Source organism: Vreelandella mediterranea, from assembly GCF_970647075.1.
In genome coordinates this window covers 677,734-696,936 of record NZ_OZ310198.1, presented here as the reverse complement: position 1 = coordinate 696,936, position 19,203 = coordinate 677,734, and the positions used below count along the sequence as shown (strand labels likewise).

The window sequence follows — 19,203 nt, the reverse complement described above, 5'->3', positions numbered from 1 at the left end:
ATACCGGCGGCGCAGTTGTGCATCGAAGCACCGCGGAGTAAGTTAAAAGGCTAACGTTTCCAACCGGCTACGAGGTTCTTCATGTCCCGCGCCCGCCGCCCCTCGGGAGGGGGCTTTCCCGTGCCTGGCAGTGCACTTTTGAGTGCCTGGCGCGAAGGTTACACCCTTGGCAAACTCAAGCGCGACGTTTTGGCGGGCATCACCGTGGGCGTGGTGGCCGTACCGCTTTCGATGGCGCTGGCAATCGCCACCGGCGTAGCGCCGCAGCACGGCCTTTATACGGCGATCGTGGCGGGGGCGATCATCGCCCTGACCGGCGGTTCGCGCTTCAATATCTCTGGGCCCACGGCGGCCTTCGTGGTGATTTTATTCCCCATTGCGGCGGAGTTTGGCCTGGGCGGGTTGCTTTTGGCCACGCTCATGGCCGGGGCCATTTTGGTGGCGCTGGGGCTAGCAAGACTCGGCACGCTGATTCAGTACGTGCCCTACCCGGTCATTCTGGGCTTCACCGCGGGGATCGGCGTGGTCATCGCGCTGCTGCAAGTGCCGGATTTTCTGGGCCTAACCGATATTACATTGGGCAGTAGCACTCCGCACAACCTGCTCGTTATCGCCCAGGCACTGCCCGGACTTTCGCTTGCCGATCTTTGCGTGGGCGTGGCGACCTTGAGCGTTTTGATTGCATGGCCGCGTTTGAAAACGCCGATCCCCGCGCCCCTGGTGGGGCTGGCGGCGGGCACGTTGGTGGCGCTACTGCTGTCGCTTTTGGGTAGCGATGTCGCGACCATCGCCTCGCGCTTTAGCTGGGAATCCCAGGGCGTGACGGGCAGCGGTATCCCACCGTTTGCGCCGGGCTTTGCGCTGCCCTGGCAGCTGCCCGGGGCCAATAGCGAGCCGCTTAACGTTAACTTCGCACTGATCCAGGCGCTGCTCGGCCCGGCGCTTGCCATCGCGCTGCTGGCGGCGATCGAGTCGCTTTTGTGCGCCGTGGTCGCCGATGGTTTGACCCGCACCCGCCACAACCCCAACGTGGAGCTGATCGGCCAGGGGCTTGGCAACGTGGTCGCGCCCTTTTTTGGCGGCATTACCGCCACCGCGGCGCTTGCCCGTACCGCGACCAATATCAAAAGCGGCGGCTTCTCCCCCATCGCGGCGCTGGTCCACTCATTCGTCGTGCTGCTGGCGGTGATCGCCCTGGCGGGGGCGATGGGCTATGTGCCCATGGCAGCACTGGCGGCGCTTTTATTCATCATCGCCTGGAACATGAGCGAGGCGCGCCATTTCGTGCACACGCTGAAAAGCGCCCCGGCCAGCGACGTGGCGGTGCTGGTGATCTGTTTTCTGCTCACCGTGGTGTTTGATATGGTCATCGCGGTGGCCGTCGGTATGGGCCTGGCGGCGGCGCTGTTCATCCGGCGCATGGCGCAGTTGACCCGGACACAGCGCGTCGAAGCATCCGGCTCCGCCGGGACCTTCCCGTCGGGCGTGGCACGCTACAAAATCAGCGGCCCGCTGTTTTTCGGCGCCGCCGAGAAAGCCATGGCCACGCTGCGCGTGATCGACCACGACGTGCAGGTCGTGGTGCTGGATATGCACGCGGTACCGAGCCTGGACGCCTCGGCCATGGTCGCGCTGCAGACACTTCTAGGCGAGCTCGATGAGCAGGGGGTCGGGGTGATCATGGCAGGACTGGCACCGCGCATGGTGTTGAAACTCAAGCGTGCCGGTATGCGCCGCGCAACCGGAAAACTCGCAGTCACGGCCAGCCTCGATCAGGCAAGCCGCTTGGCCGAGCGGTGGCTTGCCGCTAGCCAAGCGGCAGACAAAAAAACGCCGGGGTAGCCCCGGCGTTTATAGCGCGTTCACTCGCCCGGCCAAGCCGGGCCTGGTGTCAGGCTTAGAAAAAACCCATCGGGTTGATGTCGTAGCTCACCAGCAGATTCTTGGTTTGCTGGTAGTGCTCGAGGGCCATCTTGTGGGTTTCGCGGCCCACGCCGGATTTTTTATAGCCACCGAAGGCCGCATGCGCCGGATACTGGTGGTAGCAGTTGGTCCACACGCGGCCGGCCTGAATGCCGCGGCCCATCCGAAACGCCACGTTGATATCGCGGCTCCATACCCCGGCACCCAAGCCAAACTCGGTGTCGTTGGCAATCGCCAGCGCTTCTTCTTCGTCCTTGAAGGTCGTCACCGACACGACCGGGCCGAAGATCTCCTCCTGGAAGATGCGCATCTTGTTGTTGCCCTTGAGAATCGTCGGCTCGATGTAATAGCCGCTGTCATAATCCCCCTCGATGCTCGCCTTGTTGCCACCGGTCAGAAACTCCGCGCCCTCTTCCCGGGCCACGTCCATGTAGGACATGATCTTGTCGAACTGCTCCTGGGAGGCCTGAGCGCCGACCTGCACGTCGGTATCCAAAGGGTTGCCGCGTTTGATGGCCTTGGTGCGCTCGAGCACTTTCGCCATGAAATCATCGAACATGCTCTCCTGGACCAGCGCCCGCGACGGGCAGGTGCACACTTCGCCCTGGTTCAAGAACGCCAGCACCAGCCCCTCGACCGCTTTATCCACGAAGGTGGGCTCGGCGTTCATGATGTCGGCGAAGTAGATGTTCGGTGACTTGCCGCCGAGCTCCACCGTGGAGGGAATGATGTTCTCGGCGGCGCACTTCAAGATATGCGAGCCCACTGGCGTTGAGCCAGTAAAGGCGATCTTGGCGATACGCTTGCTGGTGGCCAGGCTCTCGCCGACCTCTTCGCCGAAGCCGTTGACGATGTTGACCACCCCGGGCGGCAGCAAATCACCGATGACCTTCATCAGTTCGAGAATCGAGGCCGGGGTCTGCTCGGCGGGTTTGAGCACCACGCAGTTGCCCGCAGCCAGCGCAGGCGCCAGCTTCCATACCGCCATCAGAATGGGGAAGTTCCAGGGGATGATTTGCCCCACCACGCCCAGCGGCTCGTGGAAATGATACGACACGGTGTTGGCGTCGATATCTGCAGCACTCCCTTCCTGGGCGCGAATACAGCCGGCGAAGTAGCGAAAGTGATCCACCGCCAGGGGCAGGTCGGCATTCAGGGTTTCGCGCACCGCCTTGCCGTTGTCCCAGGTTTCCGCCACGGCCAGCATCTCAAGATTCTGCTCGATGCGATCCGCCATCTTGAGCAGGATGTTGCTGCGCTCGGCGGCGGAGGTCTTGCCCCAGGCGGGGGCGGCCTTGTGGGCAGCGTCCAGGGCCTTGTCGATATCCTCGGCGCTGGAGCGGGGAATCTCGCAGAACACCTGGCCGTTCACCGGGCTGATGTTGTCGAAATACTGCCCTTTCTCGGGTGCGACGAACTCGCCGCCGATGTAATTACCGTAGCGTTTTTCAAAGGTGACGAGGGCGCCGTTATCGCCTGGGTTTGCGTAGATCATGGTTAAGCTCCTCAGCGTTAAGATGATTGAACCACTTTCAGTGTTGGTCACCCAGCGCCCAAACGAAATCACCCAAAAGTCGCAGCCCATAAAAAAAGACGGCCGAAGCCGTCTTTTTTGACCAGGCGCCGGGTCAGCGCACGATCATCACCGAGACTTTCGCGTGGTGCACCACGTGCTCGGCGTTGGGGCCGAGCACGTAGTCGGCGAACTTACGCTTGGTGTGCGAGGCCATGACGATCAGGTCGGCGTCGATTTTCTTACCGATCTTGATGATCGCCTCCCAGGGCGAGCCATCGACGATCACGCTTTGGGTTTGGATATCCTCGGGCACGTGCTCCTGGATAAACGCGTTTTGCGCCTCGTGCATCGCCTCGTGGGCCTTTTTCGAAAAGTTTTTCGGAAAGTAGGCCCCGACCATCGGCATCGTGAACTCCGGCAGTACGCTCACCAAATGAAGCGACGCCCCAAAGGTATGGCAAAGCGTTACCGCTACCGGCAACGCCTTTTGCCAGGACGCCGCCTCGTTGAGATCCACAGGAAGCAGAATTTTCTGATACATCGCACGGCCTCCTTAGGCGCTGGCCGGGGTGTGGTCCTGCGTTTTGCGGCCACGGCGGCGACGCTGCATCAACACCACCAGGGCGAACACGCCAAGCGCCGGCAACCACATCCACTCCTTGGTCCAGCGGTCCACCGGGGCGAGCACTTCGATGATCTCCTGGTCGAAATCCAGGCCCAGATCCGCTGCGGGGCTACCGAACTCGACGAAATCGACCAGGGTCTGGTCGCCGTCGGTATAAAGCTCTAATCCCAGGTTCTCCAGGCGCTCCTCGCCGGTGTTACCCGCGGGTACCGGAATGAGCATATAGGTCGACATCGGCGCGCCGTAGTCGTCTTCGCCGGCAATCTGGATGCGCAGGTTGCTGCCTTCATCGACCTGGCCCAGCGCCTCGGCGAACTGCGCCGGCGGCACGGAGTTGTACGGGTCGTGAATGCGATCCATGAAGAAGCCCGGACGGAACAGCGTAAAGGCGACCAACAGCAGCAGAATCGACTCGTACCAGCGGTTGCGGGTGATGAAGTAACCCTGGGTGCCGGCGGCGAAGATCAGCATGGCGATGGTGGCCACGATGAACACCACGATCCCTTGGGTCACCGTCACATCTATCAAGAGCAAGTCGGTATTGAAGATGAACAGAAACGGCAGCGCCGCAGTGCGCAGGCTGTAGTAGAACGCCTGGAAACCGGTACGCAGCGGGTCCCCGCCGGAGACCGCCGCCGCCGCGAAGGAGGCAAGGCCCACCGGTGGGGTGACGTCCGCCATGATGCCGAAGTAGAACACGAACAGGTGCACCGCAATCAGCGGTACGATCAGCCCGTTCTGCTGGCCAAGCAGCACGATCACCGGCGCCATCAGCGCCGACACCACGATGTAGTTGGCAGTAGTGGGCAGGCCCATCCCCAGAATCAAGCTCAACACGGCGGTGAGCAGCAAAATCACCATCAGGTTGCCGCCGGAAAGGAGCTCGACTACGTCCGCCAACACCAGCCCGACCCCGGTTTGCGAGACCGCCCCCACCACGATACCCGCGGTGGCGGTGGCGATACCGATGCCGATCATGTTGCGCGCGCCGGTCACAAGCCCATCCCACAGATCGAAAAGGCCTTCTTTGATATCCGCCGCCAGCTGGCTGCGCCCCCGGAACAGCGCGATGATCGGGCGCTGGGTGAGCATGATGAAAATCATGAACATGGTGGCCCAAAACGCCGAAAGCCCGGGGGACAGACGCTCGACCATCAAACACCATACCAGCACGACCACCGGCAGAATGTAGTGAAGCCCGACCATGACCGTCGGCCGGGTTTGCGGCAGCGTCATTACCGCCGAGTTGGGGTCGTCGATTTCGAGCTCCGGGTAGCGGGCGCCGATTTTCAAAAGCCCGATATAGACGACGGCAAGGCCCACCGACACGACCCAAGGCGTTGCATCGCCCAGCACCGGCTTCAGCCAACCAAGGCCGTAGTAGACACCGATCGAAAGCCCCATCAGTAGTAAAAGACCGGTCAAAAAGCCGATGATCTTGTTCAAGAGCGGACGCGCCGGATTGCTCGAGGGCAGCCCTTTCATGTCTGCCTTGAGGGCTTCCAGGTGAACGATATAGATCAGCGCGATATAGGAGATCAGTGCGGGCAAAAAGGCGTGCTTGATGACCTCGACGTAGGAGATACCCACGTACTCGACCATCAAAAACGCCGCCGCGCCCATAACCGGCGGCATGATCTGGCCGTTCACCGAGGAAGACACCTCGACGGCACCGGCTTTTTCCGCGCTAAAGCCCACTCGCTTCATCATGGGAATGGTGAAGGTACCGGTGGTCACGGTATTGGCGATCGAGGAGCCGGAGATCAGCCCGGTCATGCCCGAGGCCACCACCGCGGCCTTGGCCGGGCCGCCCTTGAAGTGGCCCAGCATCGAAAAGGCCACTTTGATGAAATAGTTGCCGGCGCCGGCTTTATCGAGCAGCGCACCGAACAACACGAACAAAAACACGAAGCTGGTCGACACGCCCAGCGCAATGCCGAACACCCCTTGGGTACCCAGCCATTGGTGGTTGATCAACCCGCCCAGGCTTACGCCGCGGTGGGCGAGAATACCGGGCATATAGGGCCCGAACAGCGAATAGGCGATAAAGATCGCGGCCACGGCCATCAAGGGGGGCCCAAGCGCGCGCCGGGTCGCCTCCAACAGCATGACGATACCGATCACGCCGATCACGATATCCTGGGTGATCGGCCGCCCGGCCCGGCTGGCCAGGTCGTCGTAGAAAACGAACAGATAGGCGCCGCAAAACGCCGCCACGGCGGCAAACGCCCAGTCTTGAAGCGGCACCCGGTCCCGCGGCGAGCGCTTGAGCGCCGGGTAGGCCATAAAGGCTAGAAAGAGCGCAAAGGCCAAGTGGATCGAGCGCGCCTCGGTCGCGCTGAAGACGCCAAAGCCCACCATGTAAGCCAGCGGTGAGGCGATCCAAAGCTGAAACAGCGACCAGGCAGCGGCAATTCCCACCAGTAATTTGCCGGGAGCCCCGAGGGGTTTTCGCGCGCCGGTGTCGCTGGAGGCGACCATATCCTCCAGGTCGTGGTGCGCGTCCGCCGAGGATTTCTTTTCATCTTGCATACGCTTGCCCTTTGAAGTCCACGCCGATCATGAGCATTTGTCATCAGCGCATTCAACAAAAGCGCGGACACCCAGGGTGCCCGCGCTTTGCGTTTTACTCAACGGCGCTACCGGTACTCACCGTTTAGCGCCGGGTACGGCTTACTCGATCCAGCCACGCTCACGGTAGTAGCGCTCGGCGCCGGCGTGCAGCGGTGCGGTCAAGCCGTCAGAGATCATCTCTTCTTCGTCCAGGTTTTCGAACGCCGGATGCAGGCGCTTGAAGCGGTCGAAGTTTTCGAACACGGCTTTAACGGTTTCGTAGATCACTTCTTCGTCGACATTGGTCGAGGAAACGAAGGTTGCCGCCACGCCGAAGGTTTCGACGTCTTCGTCGTTACCCCGGTACAAGCCGCCCGGAATCACGGAACGGGTGTAGTACGGGTACTCTTCGATCAGGCCGTCGATCTCGTCACCGGTCACCGAAACCAGCTTGGCGTCGATGGTGGTGGTCGCTTCCTGGATCGAACCGTTGGGGTGACCGACCACATAGACCATGGCGTCGATGTTGTTATCGGAAAGCGCGGCAGCCTGTTCGGCGGCGTCGAGCTGCGAGGCCAGGGCGAAGGTGTCTTCATCCCAACCGAAGGCGTCCATCACCACGTCCATGGTGTTGCGCTGGCCCGAACCCGGGTTGCCGATGTTGACACGCTTGCCGGGGAAGTCGCTGATGTTGTCGATACCGGCATCGGCGCGGGCAACCACGGTCAGCGGCTCGCCGTGCATGGTGAACACGGAGCGCATCTCTTCCCAGGGGCCGTCGCCTTCGAAGTTGGCTTCACCGTTGTAGGCGCGATATTGAACGTCGGACTGCACCACGCCCATATCCAGGTCGCCGTTTTTCATGCCGTTGACGTTGGCAACGGAGCCACCGGTCGAGGGCGCGTTACAGCGGATGTTGTGGTCTTCGCTACCGCGGTTGACCATGCGGCAAACCGACTGGCCGACCACGTAGTAAACGCCGGTTTGGCCGCCGGTACCGATGGTAATGTAGCTTTCCTGGGCGACGGCCGGGCTTGCAAAACTGGCCGCGGCAATCAGCGCGCCTGAAAAGGCGGCGGTTGAAAATACATGGCGCTTCATGGACACACCTCTTTATCTTTTGTGAGCATTATTCGCTTTGAACACCCGTTACCGATCCCCTGGGCTATTTCGTCCAAAACGTTTTTAATACAGGCTGTTAACTCTGCCAATGGCAGCAGAGCCTTGTTCACTTTAGCGAAAAAACCGCCGCTTGGCGAAACCGCCGTGGGCGCGAACGCAGCAATCCTTGCACCCTACTCGCTTTCATCCGCGATTAATACGGCTTAACTCGACATAGCCCTTTAGGCTTATAGCGCTTCTTGTGCGCCGCTGTCCAACCTTTTTAAGGAGTATAGAAAACCGTTGGCTAAACATGCGTTTAGCGCTTCGCCTTTTTTAAACGTTAACGCGGATGCCTTCGCCGGCAATGCAGGCGCCCCGCTTTCACTTCACACGTTATAGCCCAGCACCCCGGGCAGCCACAGGGCGATGGCCGGAAAAGTCGCCACGACGGCCATGGCGCAGGCCATCGCGGCCACGAACAAAAGTGCCCACCCCAGGGTGTGCTCGAGGCGAATCTTTGCAACCTCGGTGGTGACCATCAGATTCACCGCCACCGGGGGCGTAAATTGGCCAATCGCGATATTCATGGCCAGCAAAATGCCGAACCAGACCGGGTTCCACTCGAAGTGCTGCATCACCGGGATCAAAATGGGCATCAGGATCAGATAGATCGAGATCGCATCGAGCAACATCCCGGCGAGCAGTACCGCCAGCATCACCAGTACCAGCAGCAGTGTGCCGTAGGCGACCGCGACGAGCGCGGCCTAGGTTGGTGTGAATAGACCCAGGCGGCCGCTTGAGCGGCCGCCTGCTTCTATTTTATGGGTTTGAAAAGCGAAAGATAGGTGGCCGGCCCGCTTTACGGGCTCGACTTTCGGCGTAGGCCGGGTGGGGAATTACTCGGGCCGGCAAAACCCGGCCAGCGCCGGTACCGAGACGCAGTCGCCCACCTGGACCCCGCGCTCTTTGAAATAACCGGCGTTAACCTCGAGGGCGGAGTAGTACGCCGCGCCCGCCGGGTAGGTGGGGCATTCCTGGGCGCTTTCCGCCTCGCAGGGGGGCATGGTCGTGATCGCAACGATTCGGCCTTCGTCGTCGATGAAGGCGATATCCAGCGCGATCAAGGTGTTGTACATCCAAAAAGCGTTATTGGCAGGCTGCTCGTTTTCAAAGCGAAACAGCATCCCGCGCTCTTCGGCCAGGTGCTCGCGGCCCATCAAACCCTGCTGGCGCTGAGAGAGTGTTTCGGCTACCTCCACGTCGAGGCGGTGCGGGCCCTGATCGGTATGAAGGGTCAGCGGCAGCGTAGACGCGGTGGGGTCCTCGGCTTTTGGTTCGGCAAAGGCGTTTAAAAGCGGTGAAGCGACGCTTGCCAGCAGCGAAGCGGCAACCGCGGTCTTGATGAGTTGGCGACGCGATACGTTCATGGCGGTTTCCTCGGTCAGGCGCTGGCGTGCTCGTCGGTAATCGACACTACTTTCATGGTGTTGGTGCCGCCGTGGGCATTCATGTGATCGCCCCGGGTCAGAATCACGTGATCTCCCGGCTTGGCCACGCCCTGCTTGACCAATACATCCATCGCCCGGTCGTTGAGCTCGGTGGGGCTCATCTCGCTGGTATCGAAGGGCAGCGAGACCACGCCCCGGTAAAGCGCCATGCGCCGCTGGGCGATGGGCGTGTGGGCAAGACCGACGATGGGCAGACCCGAGCTTATGCGCGAGGCGATCAAGGGCGTATAGCCCGATGAGGTCATACAGGCGATCGCGGCCACGCCTTCCATGTGGTTAGCGGCGTACATCGCCGAGAGCGCAATGGTTTCGTCCGGGCGGGCAAAGCCTTCGTGAATGCGGTGACCGGACTCCTGAATCAGCCGCTCGCGCTCGGCCCCCAGGCACACCCGGTTCATCGCCTCGACGGTTTCGACCGGGTAGTCGCCGGCGGCGGTTTCGGCGGAAAGCATCACCGCGTCACTGCCGTCGAGCACTGCGTTGGCCACGTCGAACACCTCGGCGCGGGTAGGTAGCGGCGCCGAAATCATGCTCTCCATCATTTGGGTGGCGGTAATCACCGCGCGGTTGAGCGTACGGGCGCGCTTGATCATGCGCTTTTGCACGCCGACGAGCTTGGCGTCGCCGATCTCCACGCCGAGATCACCCCGCGCGACCATTACCGCTTGTGAGGCTTCGATGATGCCGTCGAGGGTGGCCTCATCGGCCACCGCTTCGGCGCGTTCGACCTTGGCGACCAGGCCGATCTCGGCGCCCTCTTCACCCAGCAGGCGCCGGGCTTCCTGCATGTCCGCCGCCGAGCGGGGAAACGAGATCGCCAGGTAGTCCACGCCGATCTCGACGGCGGTCTTGAGATCTTCCTTGTCCTTGTCGGTCAGCGCCGGGGCCGAAAGCCCGCCGCCCTGCTTGTTGATGCCCTTGTGATTGGAGAGCTTGCCGCCGACCACCACCTGGGTGTGAACCTGCTGGCCTTCGACACGGGTGACATCGAGCACGACCCGGCCGTCGTCGAGCAGCAGCCGGTCACCGGCCACTACGTCCTGAGCAAGCGTTTTGTATTCGCAGCCGACCTTGTCGATGTCGCCGGCGTCGCTGTCCAGCGCCATATCGAGCACGAAGGGCTTACCTTCCTGGAGCACTACCGCGCCCTCTTTAAAGCGCGCTACGCGAATCTTGGGGCCCTGCAGGTCGCCCAAGGCGGCTACGCTGCGCCCGAGCTTGTCGGCGATCTCGCGCACTCGCGCCAAGCGCTGGCGGTGATCGTCCGCGGTGCCGTGGGAGAAGTTGAGGCGCACCACATCCACCCCCGCCTTCAACATGGCTTCCAGTACGCCTTCCCGGTCACTGGCGGGCCCTAGCGTGGCGACGATTTTGGTACGGCGAATCGGGGTAGCGGTGTGCTGGCTCATGACGTTCTCGATTGGTCGGGAAGTGGGTTATCAGCTTAGCAAAATAATGTGACGAACAAAGGGTTGCGTCGCTAGTCGTCGAGGGTGACCGTGATCGCGAGCGGATATTCGTCGCAGTTATTACCCTCGCCGCCGCGGTCGACCACCAAAAACTCCCCTTCACGCTCCAGGACCGAATTGATCGCATGCCAGGTGCCTGCGGCGTAGTTCACGCCCTGGCGGCCGTCGGTGACGAAGGCACGCACCGCGCCTTCGTCGATCGTCTCGCCGGCGGGCGCCACCACCACGATAAAGCGCTCACCGTGCAGCGGCATGAAGGCCTGGCTGCCCTGGGGGTGGCGCTCCAAAAAGGTAAGTTCCAGCGGAAGTGTGACCGGCTGGCTGACGAAGATGTTGATCAGCGTATGGGCGCTTTCGCCCAGGGTCTCGACCTTCGCCAGATCGTGGTGGCGCTGGGTGCGCCCGGCGTTGATGGGAAAGGATTTTGATGCGCGCGCGTCGATGACCTCCCCAAAGGGGCGAAAAGCCTCGGCGGTGAGGGGCGTCGCGGTCAGGGTTAGCATGGCGGCTCCTTTGTTTTGACAACAAGGTTTTGGCAGCAACGTTCTGGCAGCAAAAAACCCGTTAGCGGGAAAGTTTGAGCTTTGCGTGGCGGTTGACGTCCTTGTAGAGCAGGTAGCGAAACGGCCCCGGGCCGCCGGCGTAGCAGGCCTGGGGGCAGAAGGCGCGCAGCCACATGAAATCCCCCGCTTCGACCTCCACCCACTGCTGGTTGAGGTGATACACCGCCTTGCCTTCCAGCACGTACAGGCCATGCTCCATGACGTGGGTTTCATCGAAGGGAATGACGCCGCCGGGCTGGAAATTGACGATGGTGACGTGCATATCGTGGCGCACGTCACCGGGGTCGACGAAGCGCGTGGTCGACCAGCGCCCTTCGGTACCGGGCATCTCATTAGGCGTAATGGCCTGCTCGTTGGTGACGAAGGCTTCCGGCACCTCGAGCCCTTCGACGAATTCGAAGGCCTTGCGAATCCAGTGAAAGCGCACCGGCTCGCCGCTGTCGTTACCCGCCCGCCACTCACAGCCTGGCGGGATGAACGCATAGCCGCCCGGCGCCAGGGTGTGGCGCACCCCGTCGAGGGTCAGCGTCAACTCCCCTTCGACGACGAACAGCACGCCTTCGGCATCCGCTTCGGGCTCGGGTTTGTCGCTGCCACCGCCTGGCTGCACTTCCATAATGTACTGGGAAAACGTCTCGGCAAAACCCGACAGCGGCCGCGCCAGCACCCAGGCCCGGGTGCCCTGCCAAAACGGCAGGTTGCTGGTCACGATATCGCGCATCACGCCCTTGGGAATCAGCGCGTAAGCCTCGGTAAACACCGCGCGGTCGGCGGTTAGCTGGGTTTGCGGCGGATGGCCGCCTTTAGGGGCGTAGTAACGGGGTGTCGTCATGGCAGTCACCTTTTACAGAGTCGGCGCCGGGTGGTGTTCGGCCCAGTGGCGGGCGATGTCGATACGCCGGGCGACCCACACGCGATCAAAAGTTTCGATGTAATCCAAAAAGCGCTGCAGCGCACGAAAGCGCCCCGGGCGGCCAAGCAGGCGACAGTGCATGCCGATCGAGAGCATTTTGGGCGCCTCTTCGCCTTCGGCGTAGAGTACATCAAAGGCGTCGCGCAGGTAGTTGTAGAAGTGATCCGAGGTGTTGAAGCCTTGCGGCGAGGCGAAGCGCATGTCGTTGGTATCCAGCGTATAGGGCACGATCAAGTGGTTGTGATCGCAGCCCTGGCGGTCGGTGACGCGGGACCAGAAGGGCAAGTCGTCGCCGTAGTAGTCGCTGTCGTACAAAAAGCCGCCTTCCTCAAGAATCAGACGCCGGGTATTGGGGCTGTCGCGTCCGGTATACCAGCCTTCGGGCTTCTCGCCGTAAAGACGCTCGAAGATCGCCACGGCTTTTTGCAGGTGGTCGCGTTCGATGTGCTCGGGGACTTCCTGATAGTGAATCCAGCGGTAGCCGTGGCAGGCGATTTCATGGCCCAGCTCCTTGAACGCCTGGGCGACGTCCGGATTGCGCTCCAGGGCCATGGCCACACCAAATACGGTCAGCGGCAGGCCACGACGCTCGAACTCGCGCAGAATCCGCCAAACCCCGGTGCGGGAGCCGTACTCGTAGATCGACTCCATGCTCAGATGGCGGTCACTGTAGCTGGCGGCGCCAATGATCTCGGACAGAAACTGCTCCGAGCCGACGTCGCCGTGCAGCACGGAGTTCTCCCCGCCCTCTTCGTAATTGAGCACGAACTGAACGGCGATTTTCGCGTTGCCGGGCCAGTTGGCGTGGGGCGGCGTCCGGCCGTAGCCGATCAAATCCCGCGGATAAAAGCTTTCGGTTTGTTCATTGTCAGCCGCCATGGCGTTTCCCCGTCGTTTGTCGATTCATTCTCTTTGTATACAAGGTATACGATTTCAAAGCCGCACCGCAACGCGCGAAATCGCAAGCTTCGAAGCCGCCACTGCGCCTACCCACTTGGCTTTATGTTGCCAGTAAGCCCCGGTCATTGGCGCCTACGCGTTTCGCCAGGGTTCGACGCCAAAGGGGTTGCGCCGGGCTTTAAACCGCCCTATTTTCGTATACAAGACTCCCGTTAACGTTTACCTGCGAGCCGCTCAACGTGCATATACGCATTATCAACCCCAATACTACCGCCTCGATGACCCAGGCGATTCAACGGGCCGCGCAGGCGCTCAAAGGCTCGGACACGACGCTGAGCGCGACGCAGCCCGAGTCCGGCCCGGTCTCGATCGAAAGCCACTTCGACGAAGCCATTAGCGCGGTAGGCGTGGCCGAAGAGGTGCTCAAGGGCGAGCGCGAAGGCGGCATCGACGCCTACATCGTCGCCTGCTTTGGCGACCCGGGGCTTCTGGCCGCCCGGGAGCTGACCGCCAAGCCGGTCATCGGCATTGCCGAAGCTGGTTTTCACTTGGCCACGCTGATCAGCACGCGCTTTTCGATCGTCACCACCCTTGGCCGTACCGGCATCATCGCCGAGCACCTGCTGGAGCAGTACGGCTTTCGCCACCACTGTCGGCGTATTCGCGCGGCGGAAATTCCGGTGCTGGACCTGGAGCACGACCCGGATGCGGCCTTCAAGCGTATTGTCGAAGAGTGCTGCCGGGCCCGGGACGAAGACGGCATCGGCGCGATCGTACTAGGTTGCGGCGGTATGGCGAACTTGACCCAAGCGATTAGCCAGCAAGTCGGCCTGCCGGTGGTCGAAGGCGTCAGTGCCGCCTTGAAACTGGCCGAGTCGCTGGTGAGTTTGAACCTGACGACCAGCAAGCACGGCGACCTGGATTACCCGCGTCCGAAACCCTTCACCGGTAAATTCGCTGAGTTCTCCGAGCTTCGTTTGCCGCCCAAACCCTAATTTCGCTCGATTTATCCCATAACGATTACACGCTACACATAAACAATTAAAAACACCGTTAGTACGCCACGCCGCAAGCGTCGCCCGGCCACCGGGCAAAACTATAACGCCGATAAAATCTTGCGAGGACGGTACGATGAGCACGACTAAACCCAAATCAGCGGCCTCAGGGCCCACGACCGACCCTGCCCACAAGGCAATGGGCGCCGAAAGCCTGGCGCCCCAGCAGACCCGTATCATGGGGCGCGGCTCCTACTTTCTGGCCTGGTTCGGGGGGTGTGTGTCGATCGGCACCTTCGCCATGGGCTCGAGCGTGGTGGGCACCCTCAATCTTTTGCAGGCAACGCTTGCCATCGCCATCGGCTGTTTCGTGATCGGCGTGGCGCTGGCGATCAACGGCGCCGCCGGCTACAAGTACGGCATTCCCTTCATGGTACAGGCAAGATCCGCCTTCGGGTTTACCGGTACGCGCATTCCGGGACTCGTGCGCGCGGTGCCCGCCGTGGTGTGGTACGGCTTTCAAAGCTGGATCGGCGCCGGGGCGCTTAACATGGTGTCCGCTACGCTGTTCGGCTTCGACCACCTGGTGTTCTACTTCATCGCGTTCCAGCTTCTGCAGATCGCGCTGTCGGTGACCGGCTTTCAGGGCATCAAGTGGCTGGAGAACATCGGTAGTATCTTCATTTTGTGCTCGCTGACCTACATGTTCTACGCCACGGTGCAACGCTACGGCGACGAGCTTTCGGCCAGCCTTCTGACCATGGAGGGCTCCTGGGGCATGCCCTTCTGGGGCGCCACCATGCTCTTTTTGGGGATCTACAGCACCATGATGCTCAACGTTAGCGACTATTCCCGCGAGCATAAAAAGGGCACCGGCGGCGGGCTTTTGGCGACCATTTACGCCATGTCGATTTTGCCCTGTACGCTGTTCATGGGGTTGATCGGCTATATGGTGTCCGAGGCCACCGGCACCGCCGACCCCATTCAGGTATTCGCCAACGCCGTGGACAACACCCCGCTTTTGATGACCACCCTTTTGTTCATCGCCTTCGCCCAGGTGACCACCAACGTGCTCAATAACGTGGTGCCGCCTACCTATGTGCTGATGGACGTTTTCAAGATGCGCTTTCCCACGGCCACGATCATCGTTGGTTTCCTGGCCTTCGCCACTTTCCCCTGGAAGCTGGTGCAGCCTGAATCTGCGGCTGGCCTTCAACTGTTCGTGCAAACGTACTCCGCCTTTCTTGGCCCCATCTTTGCGATCCTGGTCGTGGACTACTACCTGATTCGCCGGCGTACGCTGGACATCGACAAACTCTACGATCCGGAGGGGCCGTATAAAGGCATCAACCTCGCGGCCCTGATCGCCATGGCGGTGGGTGTCGTCGCAGCGCTTTCGTTCTCGGCGGTCTCCTGGTATGCCAGTTTGATCCCCGCCGGGGTCGTCTATTATTTACTCATGACCTACTGGCCCACCTGCCAGCGATTTACCCAGTAAGCACTTGTTCACCTGCCGCCCCCCAAGGCGGCAGCTTCTCGACCCAAGGACGCGATAATGAATGAGAAGCCGCTCTCCCCTGAGCTCGATATAAAGCAGATCGACCCAAGCCTCTATAACGAGGATTTGGCCCCCCTCAAGCCTGAGGCACGCAGTTGGGGCGCGTTCGAAATCTTCAACGTCTGGTCCAACGATATTCAAAGTCTTTTTGGCTACACCCTGGCCGCCTCGCTGTTTCTTAGCTACGGCTTGAACGGCTGGGCGGTCATGGCGGCCATCATTCTGGCAAGCGTAATCGTGATGTTTCTGGTCAACTTGACCGGTAAACCCAGCGTCAAGTACGGCATCCCCTTCCCGGTCATGGTACGCGCCAGCATGGGCGTGCGCGGCGCCAACCTGCCCGCAATGCTGCGCGCCATCGTGGGGATTTTCTGGTACGGCGTGCAGACCTACTTCGCCTCGACGGCGGTGGCGTTACTGATCACTGCCTTCGTGGGCGATGTTGGCGGCGGCGAGTTCCTGGGGCTCTCGCCAGTGGCGTGGATCTCCTTCGTGATCGTTTGGCTTTTCCAGATCGCGATTTTTTGGCAGGGCATCGAGCGCATCAAGCACTTTCTCAACTGGGCAGGCCCGATGGTATACGTGGTCATGCTGGTGCTAATGGGCGTGGTCTGGTACCAGGCCAGTGGCGAACTGCTCCCCGCCGTCGATACCATCTTTAGCGGTAGCGGTGAGCCTAGCGGCGGCGCCATCTCGGCCTTTTTTGCCATCGTTGGCACCATGGTGGCCTACTTTGCCGCCGTGGTGATCAACTTTGGCGACTTCACCCGCTTTGTCAAAAGCGAGCGGCAAATGAAGCTGGGCAACCTGTTAGGGCTACCGCTCAACGTGGCGTTTTTCTCCTTCATCGCGTTGATCATTACCGCCGGCACCCTGGTACTGTTTGGCGAGGCGCTAACCAACCCGGCGGATATCGTCGAGCGCGTGGATTCCTTGCCGCTGACCATCGTGGCCGCCCTGACCTTCTTTGCCGCCACCGTAGGCATCAATTTGGTGGCCAACTTCATCCCGCCGGCCTACGACCTGGCCAACCTGTTCCCCAGCAAGATCAGCTTCAAAACCGGCGGGCTGATCACCGCGATCATCGCGTTCTTCGTGGGTGCGCTGTGGGTCTCGGTCATCAGCCAGATCGGCGTGGCGGGCTTCGTGAACGCGCTCGGTGCCATCGTTGCTCCCTTCTACGGCATCATCGTAGTGGATTATTACCTGATCAAACGCCAACACCTGAACATGCAGGAACTCTTCTCATCCAAACCCGGTGGCGCCTACTACTACGTAAAAGGCTGGAACAAACGCGCGTTGTTCGCCTTCCTGGGGGCAGCGGCTTTCTCGCTCTCCACCGTACTGGTGCCAGCGCTTGCCGAGATGGACGGCTACGGCTGGCTAATCGGTGCCGGTTTGGGAGGGTTGATCTACTTTATGCTGATGCGCAAGTTCAGGGTGGAGGAACCCGCTGCCGATCCTCAAAACGCCTAAGACAACGCGTTCAAGTCAAGAAAGACCAGCGGCTTGAAAACGCCACCACCCCCCCCCGGTGGCGTTTGCTATTGGGAGAAGGATGAGCAGAACACCCTAGGCCCGTCAGGCTTTTATTGGCGCTCACGCGCTGGCCCAAAGCGAGGCGCGATCACCAGGCAAACGCCGGTGATGGTCATCACGCTGCCGACGACTTGCGCCGAGGTGACCCCGTAACCAAACACCCCATACCCCAGCAGCATGGTCGCCACGGGAAGTAAATTGAGCGCCAGCGACGCACGACTAGGCCCTACCAGTGCCACCGCCCGGTTGTAGCAGACAAAGGCGACCAGAGAGGGCCCCAGACCGAGATACACCACCGCGCCGAGTGTCGCGCTATCCAGACTCAAGGTCGGCTCGATCATCCAATACTCTATCCACGCCAGGGGTAAAAGCACCAGCACACCGATCGCCGTCATGGGAGGAAGGCTTGCATAGATAGGTAGAGTTGCCCACCAGTGCCTGACCGCCAGGGAGTAGATGACCCAGCAGGCGATCGCCAACACCATAATGGCGCTGCCCGCGCTTGCGTTATCGAGCACCTGAGCGGGCTCCCCTTTCGTCACGACCCAGATAGCCCCCACTACGGAGAGCAACACGCCGGCCCACTGCGTGCCCCTCAACCGTTCCCTGAAGATGAGGGCCATGACGACGGCGGTGGCGACGGGAATGCCGGTTTCGAGTACGGCCACGCTATTGGCACTGGTGGTGGCAAGCGCGGCGTAAATGAGTGCCTGGAAAAGTGCCATCCCCATGACGGCCATGATCAAAAGCGCTCGCCACTGAGGGATCAACCGGTGTCGCCAGCGCCAACTGGCCCTACCAAAACAGCACGTGGCGGCTATCAACGCCACCCCCATGCGCGCGGTGGCCAGGGCGAAGGGAGGCAGTGCTTCGGTGGCCGTCTTGCCGATCAGCAGATTGCCGGAGAAGAACAGGACGACCGCTAGAAGATAGAGAGTGGCGCGCATTACACGGGGACCTTTTCATGGTGAGGGCAACATGCAACCCTATCGGGTCGATGCTCTAGAAAAGGTTAACGGGATCTCCAGGGCGTCTCTATGGAGTTTTATTCAAGGCGTCTTTAAACGAGCTAAAGCCATGAAATATCTTGTTCATTTACAAACCTTTTTGCTGGTCGCCAGGACCGGCAATATCACTCGTGCCGCCAAACGCCTGTGTATTACGACCGGCGCGGTTAGCCTACGGCTCAAGGCGCTCGAAGAAAAGGTGGGTACTGCGTTACTCAAACGACATAGCCAAGGGGTCTGGCTCACACCTCAAGGCGAAGCGCTTTATAGCCGCGTCGAACGGCATATGGTGGCGATCGAGGAAGCCCTTCATGAGATGAGTGACGACCACCGCCCGTTTACCATCAGCGTGATGCCCTGGCTTGCGTCGAGCTGGCTCATGCCCCGGCTTCACCGCTTTACCCAGGCCCACCCGGAAGCGGTGATCCGGGTCGAAACGAGTAGCGCGCTGGCCGACCTGAAAAGCGGCGAGGTCTCGGCGGCGCTGCGTTTTGGCCAGGGGGAGTGGCCGGATACGTACGCCGACCACCTGTTCGACGAGTGGGTCGCCCCGGTTGCCCACCCCGCCCTGATCGAGCGCCTCGAGCTGAAAGTCGACCGGCCGGACCAGTGGCCATTGCTCAACGACCCGGATGATTGGTGGCCGCTCTGGTTTTCTCAACATCGCCAAACGCACGGTTCGATGGCCGCCGCCAGGCCCAGCGCGCTGACAGGCGTCAATCTGCAGGACGCTAACACGCTGGCGGAAGCCGCCTGCACGGGCTGGGGCGTCATTCTCGGACGCTCCACTCAGGTCCATTCGCTTCTCGAAGAGAAGAAGCTACAGCTTTTAAGCGATCGATGGATAAAAGCGCCGCGCAGCCATTACCTGGTGCGCGCGAGCGAGCGCGAGGTATCCCCTCTTTTCAATGCGTTTCAACAGTGGCTCCACGCCGAGCTCCAAACCCACGGTACGCCGACCCATTGAGAAACCGACAAGACTCATCAGCGCGCCCAGAGGTGACGCTCATCTCTCTTTACATTTTTAAGT

The 19,203-nt window shown here is 61.1% G+C and carries 15 protein-coding genes and 1 pseudogene; 5 read left to right on the top strand and 11 right to left on the bottom strand.

What is annotated here, in order from left to right:
• Positions 1 to 81: 81 nt before the first annotated feature.
• Complete coding sequence (gene dauA / locus ACWFVE_RS03310) at positions 82 to 1,842, top strand: C4-dicarboxylic acid transporter DauA (RefSeq protein WP_447527865.1); 1,761 nt, start codon at positions 82 to 84, stop codon at positions 1,840 to 1,842.
• 55 nt (positions 1,843 to 1,897) lie between these two features.
• Here dauA and exaC read toward each other — a convergent pair whose 3' ends face one another.
• The 10 genes and pseudogenes from exaC to puuE form a co-directional block, all read right to left on the bottom strand.
• Positions 1,898 to 3,418, bottom strand: coding sequence for an acetaldehyde dehydrogenase ExaC (exaC, locus tag ACWFVE_RS03305; RefSeq protein ID WP_447527864.1), 1,521 nt, complete (start codon positions 3,416 to 3,418; stop codon positions 1,898 to 1,900).
• 133 nt (positions 3,419 to 3,551) lie between these two features.
• Entirely contained in the window at positions 3,552 to 3,980 is a 429-nt protein-coding gene (locus ACWFVE_RS03300; protein WP_447527863.1) for a universal stress protein, read from the bottom strand.
• Positions 3,981 to 3,992: 12 nt separating this feature from the next.
• Positions 3,993 to 6,596 (bottom strand): TRAP transporter permease, encoded by a 2,604-nt coding sequence (locus tag ACWFVE_RS03295; RefSeq protein ID WP_447527862.1) that lies wholly within the window; start codon positions 6,594 to 6,596, stop codon positions 3,993 to 3,995.
• Positions 6,597 to 6,737: 141 nt separating this feature from the next.
• Entirely contained in the window at positions 6,738 to 7,718 is a 981-nt protein-coding gene (locus ACWFVE_RS03290) for a TAXI family TRAP transporter solute-binding subunit (RefSeq protein WP_447527861.1), read from the bottom strand.
• Positions 7,719 to 8,107: 389 nt separating this feature from the next.
• Positions 8,108 to 8,461, bottom strand: a pseudogene (locus tag ACWFVE_RS03285) (TRAP transporter large permease subunit); the annotation flags it as partial.
• A 156-nt stretch (positions 8,462 to 8,617) separates the two neighbouring features.
• Positions 8,618 to 9,148 (bottom strand): DUF192 domain-containing protein, encoded by a 531-nt coding sequence (locus ACWFVE_RS03280; protein ID WP_447527860.1) that lies wholly within the window; start codon positions 9,146 to 9,148, stop codon positions 8,618 to 8,620.
• A 14-nt stretch (positions 9,149 to 9,162) separates the two neighbouring features.
• Positions 9,163 to 10,638 carry a pyruvate kinase gene (pyk, locus tag ACWFVE_RS03275; RefSeq protein ID WP_447527859.1) on the bottom strand — a complete coding sequence of 492 codons (1,476 nt, stop codon included), beginning with the start codon at positions 10,636 to 10,638 and terminating at the stop codon, positions 9,163 to 9,165.
• A gap of 71 nt (positions 10,639 to 10,709) precedes the next feature.
• Complete coding sequence (locus tag ACWFVE_RS03270; protein WP_447527858.1) at positions 10,710 to 11,201, bottom strand: ureidoglycolate lyase; 492 nt, start codon at positions 11,199 to 11,201, stop codon at positions 10,710 to 10,712.
• Positions 11,202 to 11,262: 61 nt separating this feature from the next.
• Positions 11,263 to 12,093 (bottom strand): bifunctional allantoicase/(S)-ureidoglycine aminohydrolase, encoded by an 831-nt coding sequence (locus ACWFVE_RS03265; protein WP_447527857.1) that lies wholly within the window; start codon positions 12,091 to 12,093, stop codon positions 11,263 to 11,265.
• Positions 12,094 to 12,105: 12 nt separating this feature from the next.
• Positions 12,106 to 13,053, bottom strand: a complete 948-nt coding sequence (gene puuE, locus ACWFVE_RS03260; protein ID WP_447527856.1) for an allantoinase PuuE — start codon at positions 13,051 to 13,053, stop codon at positions 12,106 to 12,108.
• 260 nt (positions 13,054 to 13,313) lie between these two features.
• On the opposite strand from puuE, the gene ACWFVE_RS03255 reads away from it, so the two are divergent.
• The 3 genes from ACWFVE_RS03255 to ACWFVE_RS03245 all read left to right on the top strand — a co-directional run bounded on the left by ACWFVE_RS03255 (position 13,314) and on the right by ACWFVE_RS03245 (position 17,103).
• Positions 13,314 to 14,069: an aspartate/glutamate racemase family protein gene (locus ACWFVE_RS03255; RefSeq protein ID WP_447527855.1), complete on the top strand. Its 756-nt coding sequence runs from the start codon at positions 13,314 to 13,316 to the stop codon at positions 14,067 to 14,069.
• Positions 14,070 to 14,205: 136 nt separating this feature from the next.
• Positions 14,206 to 15,567: an NCS1 family transporter gene (locus ACWFVE_RS03250; RefSeq protein WP_447527854.1), complete on the top strand. Its 1,362-nt coding sequence runs from the start codon at positions 14,206 to 14,208 to the stop codon at positions 15,565 to 15,567.
• Positions 15,568 to 15,624: 57 nt separating this feature from the next.
• Positions 15,625 to 17,103 (top strand): NCS1 family nucleobase:cation symporter-1, encoded by a 1,479-nt coding sequence (locus tag ACWFVE_RS03245; protein WP_447527853.1) that lies wholly within the window; start codon positions 15,625 to 15,627, stop codon positions 17,101 to 17,103.
• 113 nt (positions 17,104 to 17,216) lie between these two features.
• Here ACWFVE_RS03245 and ACWFVE_RS03240 read toward each other — a convergent pair whose 3' ends face one another.
• Entirely contained in the window at positions 17,217 to 18,113 is an 897-nt protein-coding gene (locus tag ACWFVE_RS03240) for a DMT family transporter (RefSeq protein ID WP_447527852.1), read from the bottom strand.
• A 130-nt stretch (positions 18,114 to 18,243) separates the two neighbouring features.
• On the opposite strand from ACWFVE_RS03240, the gene ACWFVE_RS03235 reads away from it, so the two are divergent.
• Positions 18,244 to 19,140 carry a LysR substrate-binding domain-containing protein gene (locus ACWFVE_RS03235; protein WP_447527851.1) on the top strand — a complete coding sequence of 299 codons (897 nt, stop codon included), beginning with the start codon at positions 18,244 to 18,246 and terminating at the stop codon, positions 19,138 to 19,140.
• Positions 19,141 to 19,203: the final 63 nt, after the last annotated feature.

What these genes read in the sequence shown, in the direction of transcription:
- dauA (WP_447527865.1), top strand. Translation starts at nt 82, where the DNA reads ATGTCCCGCGCCCGCCGCCCCTCGGGAGGGGGCTTTCCCGTGCCTGGC.
- exaC (WP_447527864.1), bottom strand. Translation starts at nt 3,418, where the DNA reads ATGATCTACGCAAACCCAGGCGATAACGGCGCCCTCGTCACCTTTGAA.
- ACWFVE_RS03300 (WP_447527863.1), bottom strand. Translation starts at nt 3,980, where the DNA reads ATGTATCAGAAAATTCTGCTTCCTGTGGATCTCAACGAGGCGGCGTCC.
- ACWFVE_RS03295 (WP_447527862.1), bottom strand. Translation starts at nt 6,596, where the DNA reads ATGCAAGATGAAAAGAAATCCTCGGCGGACGCGCACCACGACCTGGAG.
- ACWFVE_RS03290 (WP_447527861.1), bottom strand. Translation starts at nt 7,718, where the DNA reads ATGAAGCGCCATGTATTTTCAACCGCCGCCTTTTCAGGCGCGCTGATT.
- ACWFVE_RS03280 (WP_447527860.1), bottom strand. Translation starts at nt 9,148, where the DNA reads ATGAACGTATCGCGTCGCCAACTCATCAAGACCGCGGTTGCCGCTTCG.
- pyk (WP_447527859.1), bottom strand. Translation starts at nt 10,638, where the DNA reads ATGAGCCAGCACACCGCTACCCCGATTCGCCGTACCAAAATCGTCGCC.
- ACWFVE_RS03270 (WP_447527858.1), bottom strand. Translation starts at nt 11,201, where the DNA reads ATGCTAACCCTGACCGCGACGCCCCTCACCGCCGAGGCTTTTCGCCCC.
- ACWFVE_RS03265 (WP_447527857.1), bottom strand. Translation starts at nt 12,093, where the DNA reads ATGACGACACCCCGTTACTACGCCCCTAAAGGCGGCCATCCGCCGCAA.
- puuE (WP_447527856.1), bottom strand. Translation starts at nt 13,053, where the DNA reads ATGGCGGCTGACAATGAACAAACCGAAAGCTTTTATCCGCGGGATTTG.
- ACWFVE_RS03250 (WP_447527854.1), top strand. Translation starts at nt 14,206, where the DNA reads ATGAGCACGACTAAACCCAAATCAGCGGCCTCAGGGCCCACGACCGAC.
- ACWFVE_RS03245 (WP_447527853.1), top strand. Translation starts at nt 15,625, where the DNA reads ATGAATGAGAAGCCGCTCTCCCCTGAGCTCGATATAAAGCAGATCGAC.
- ACWFVE_RS03240 (WP_447527852.1), bottom strand. Translation starts at nt 18,113, where the DNA reads ATGCGCGCCACTCTCTATCTTCTAGCGGTCGTCCTGTTCTTCTCCGGC.
- ACWFVE_RS03235 (WP_447527851.1), top strand. Translation starts at nt 18,244, where the DNA reads ATGAAATATCTTGTTCATTTACAAACCTTTTTGCTGGTCGCCAGGACC.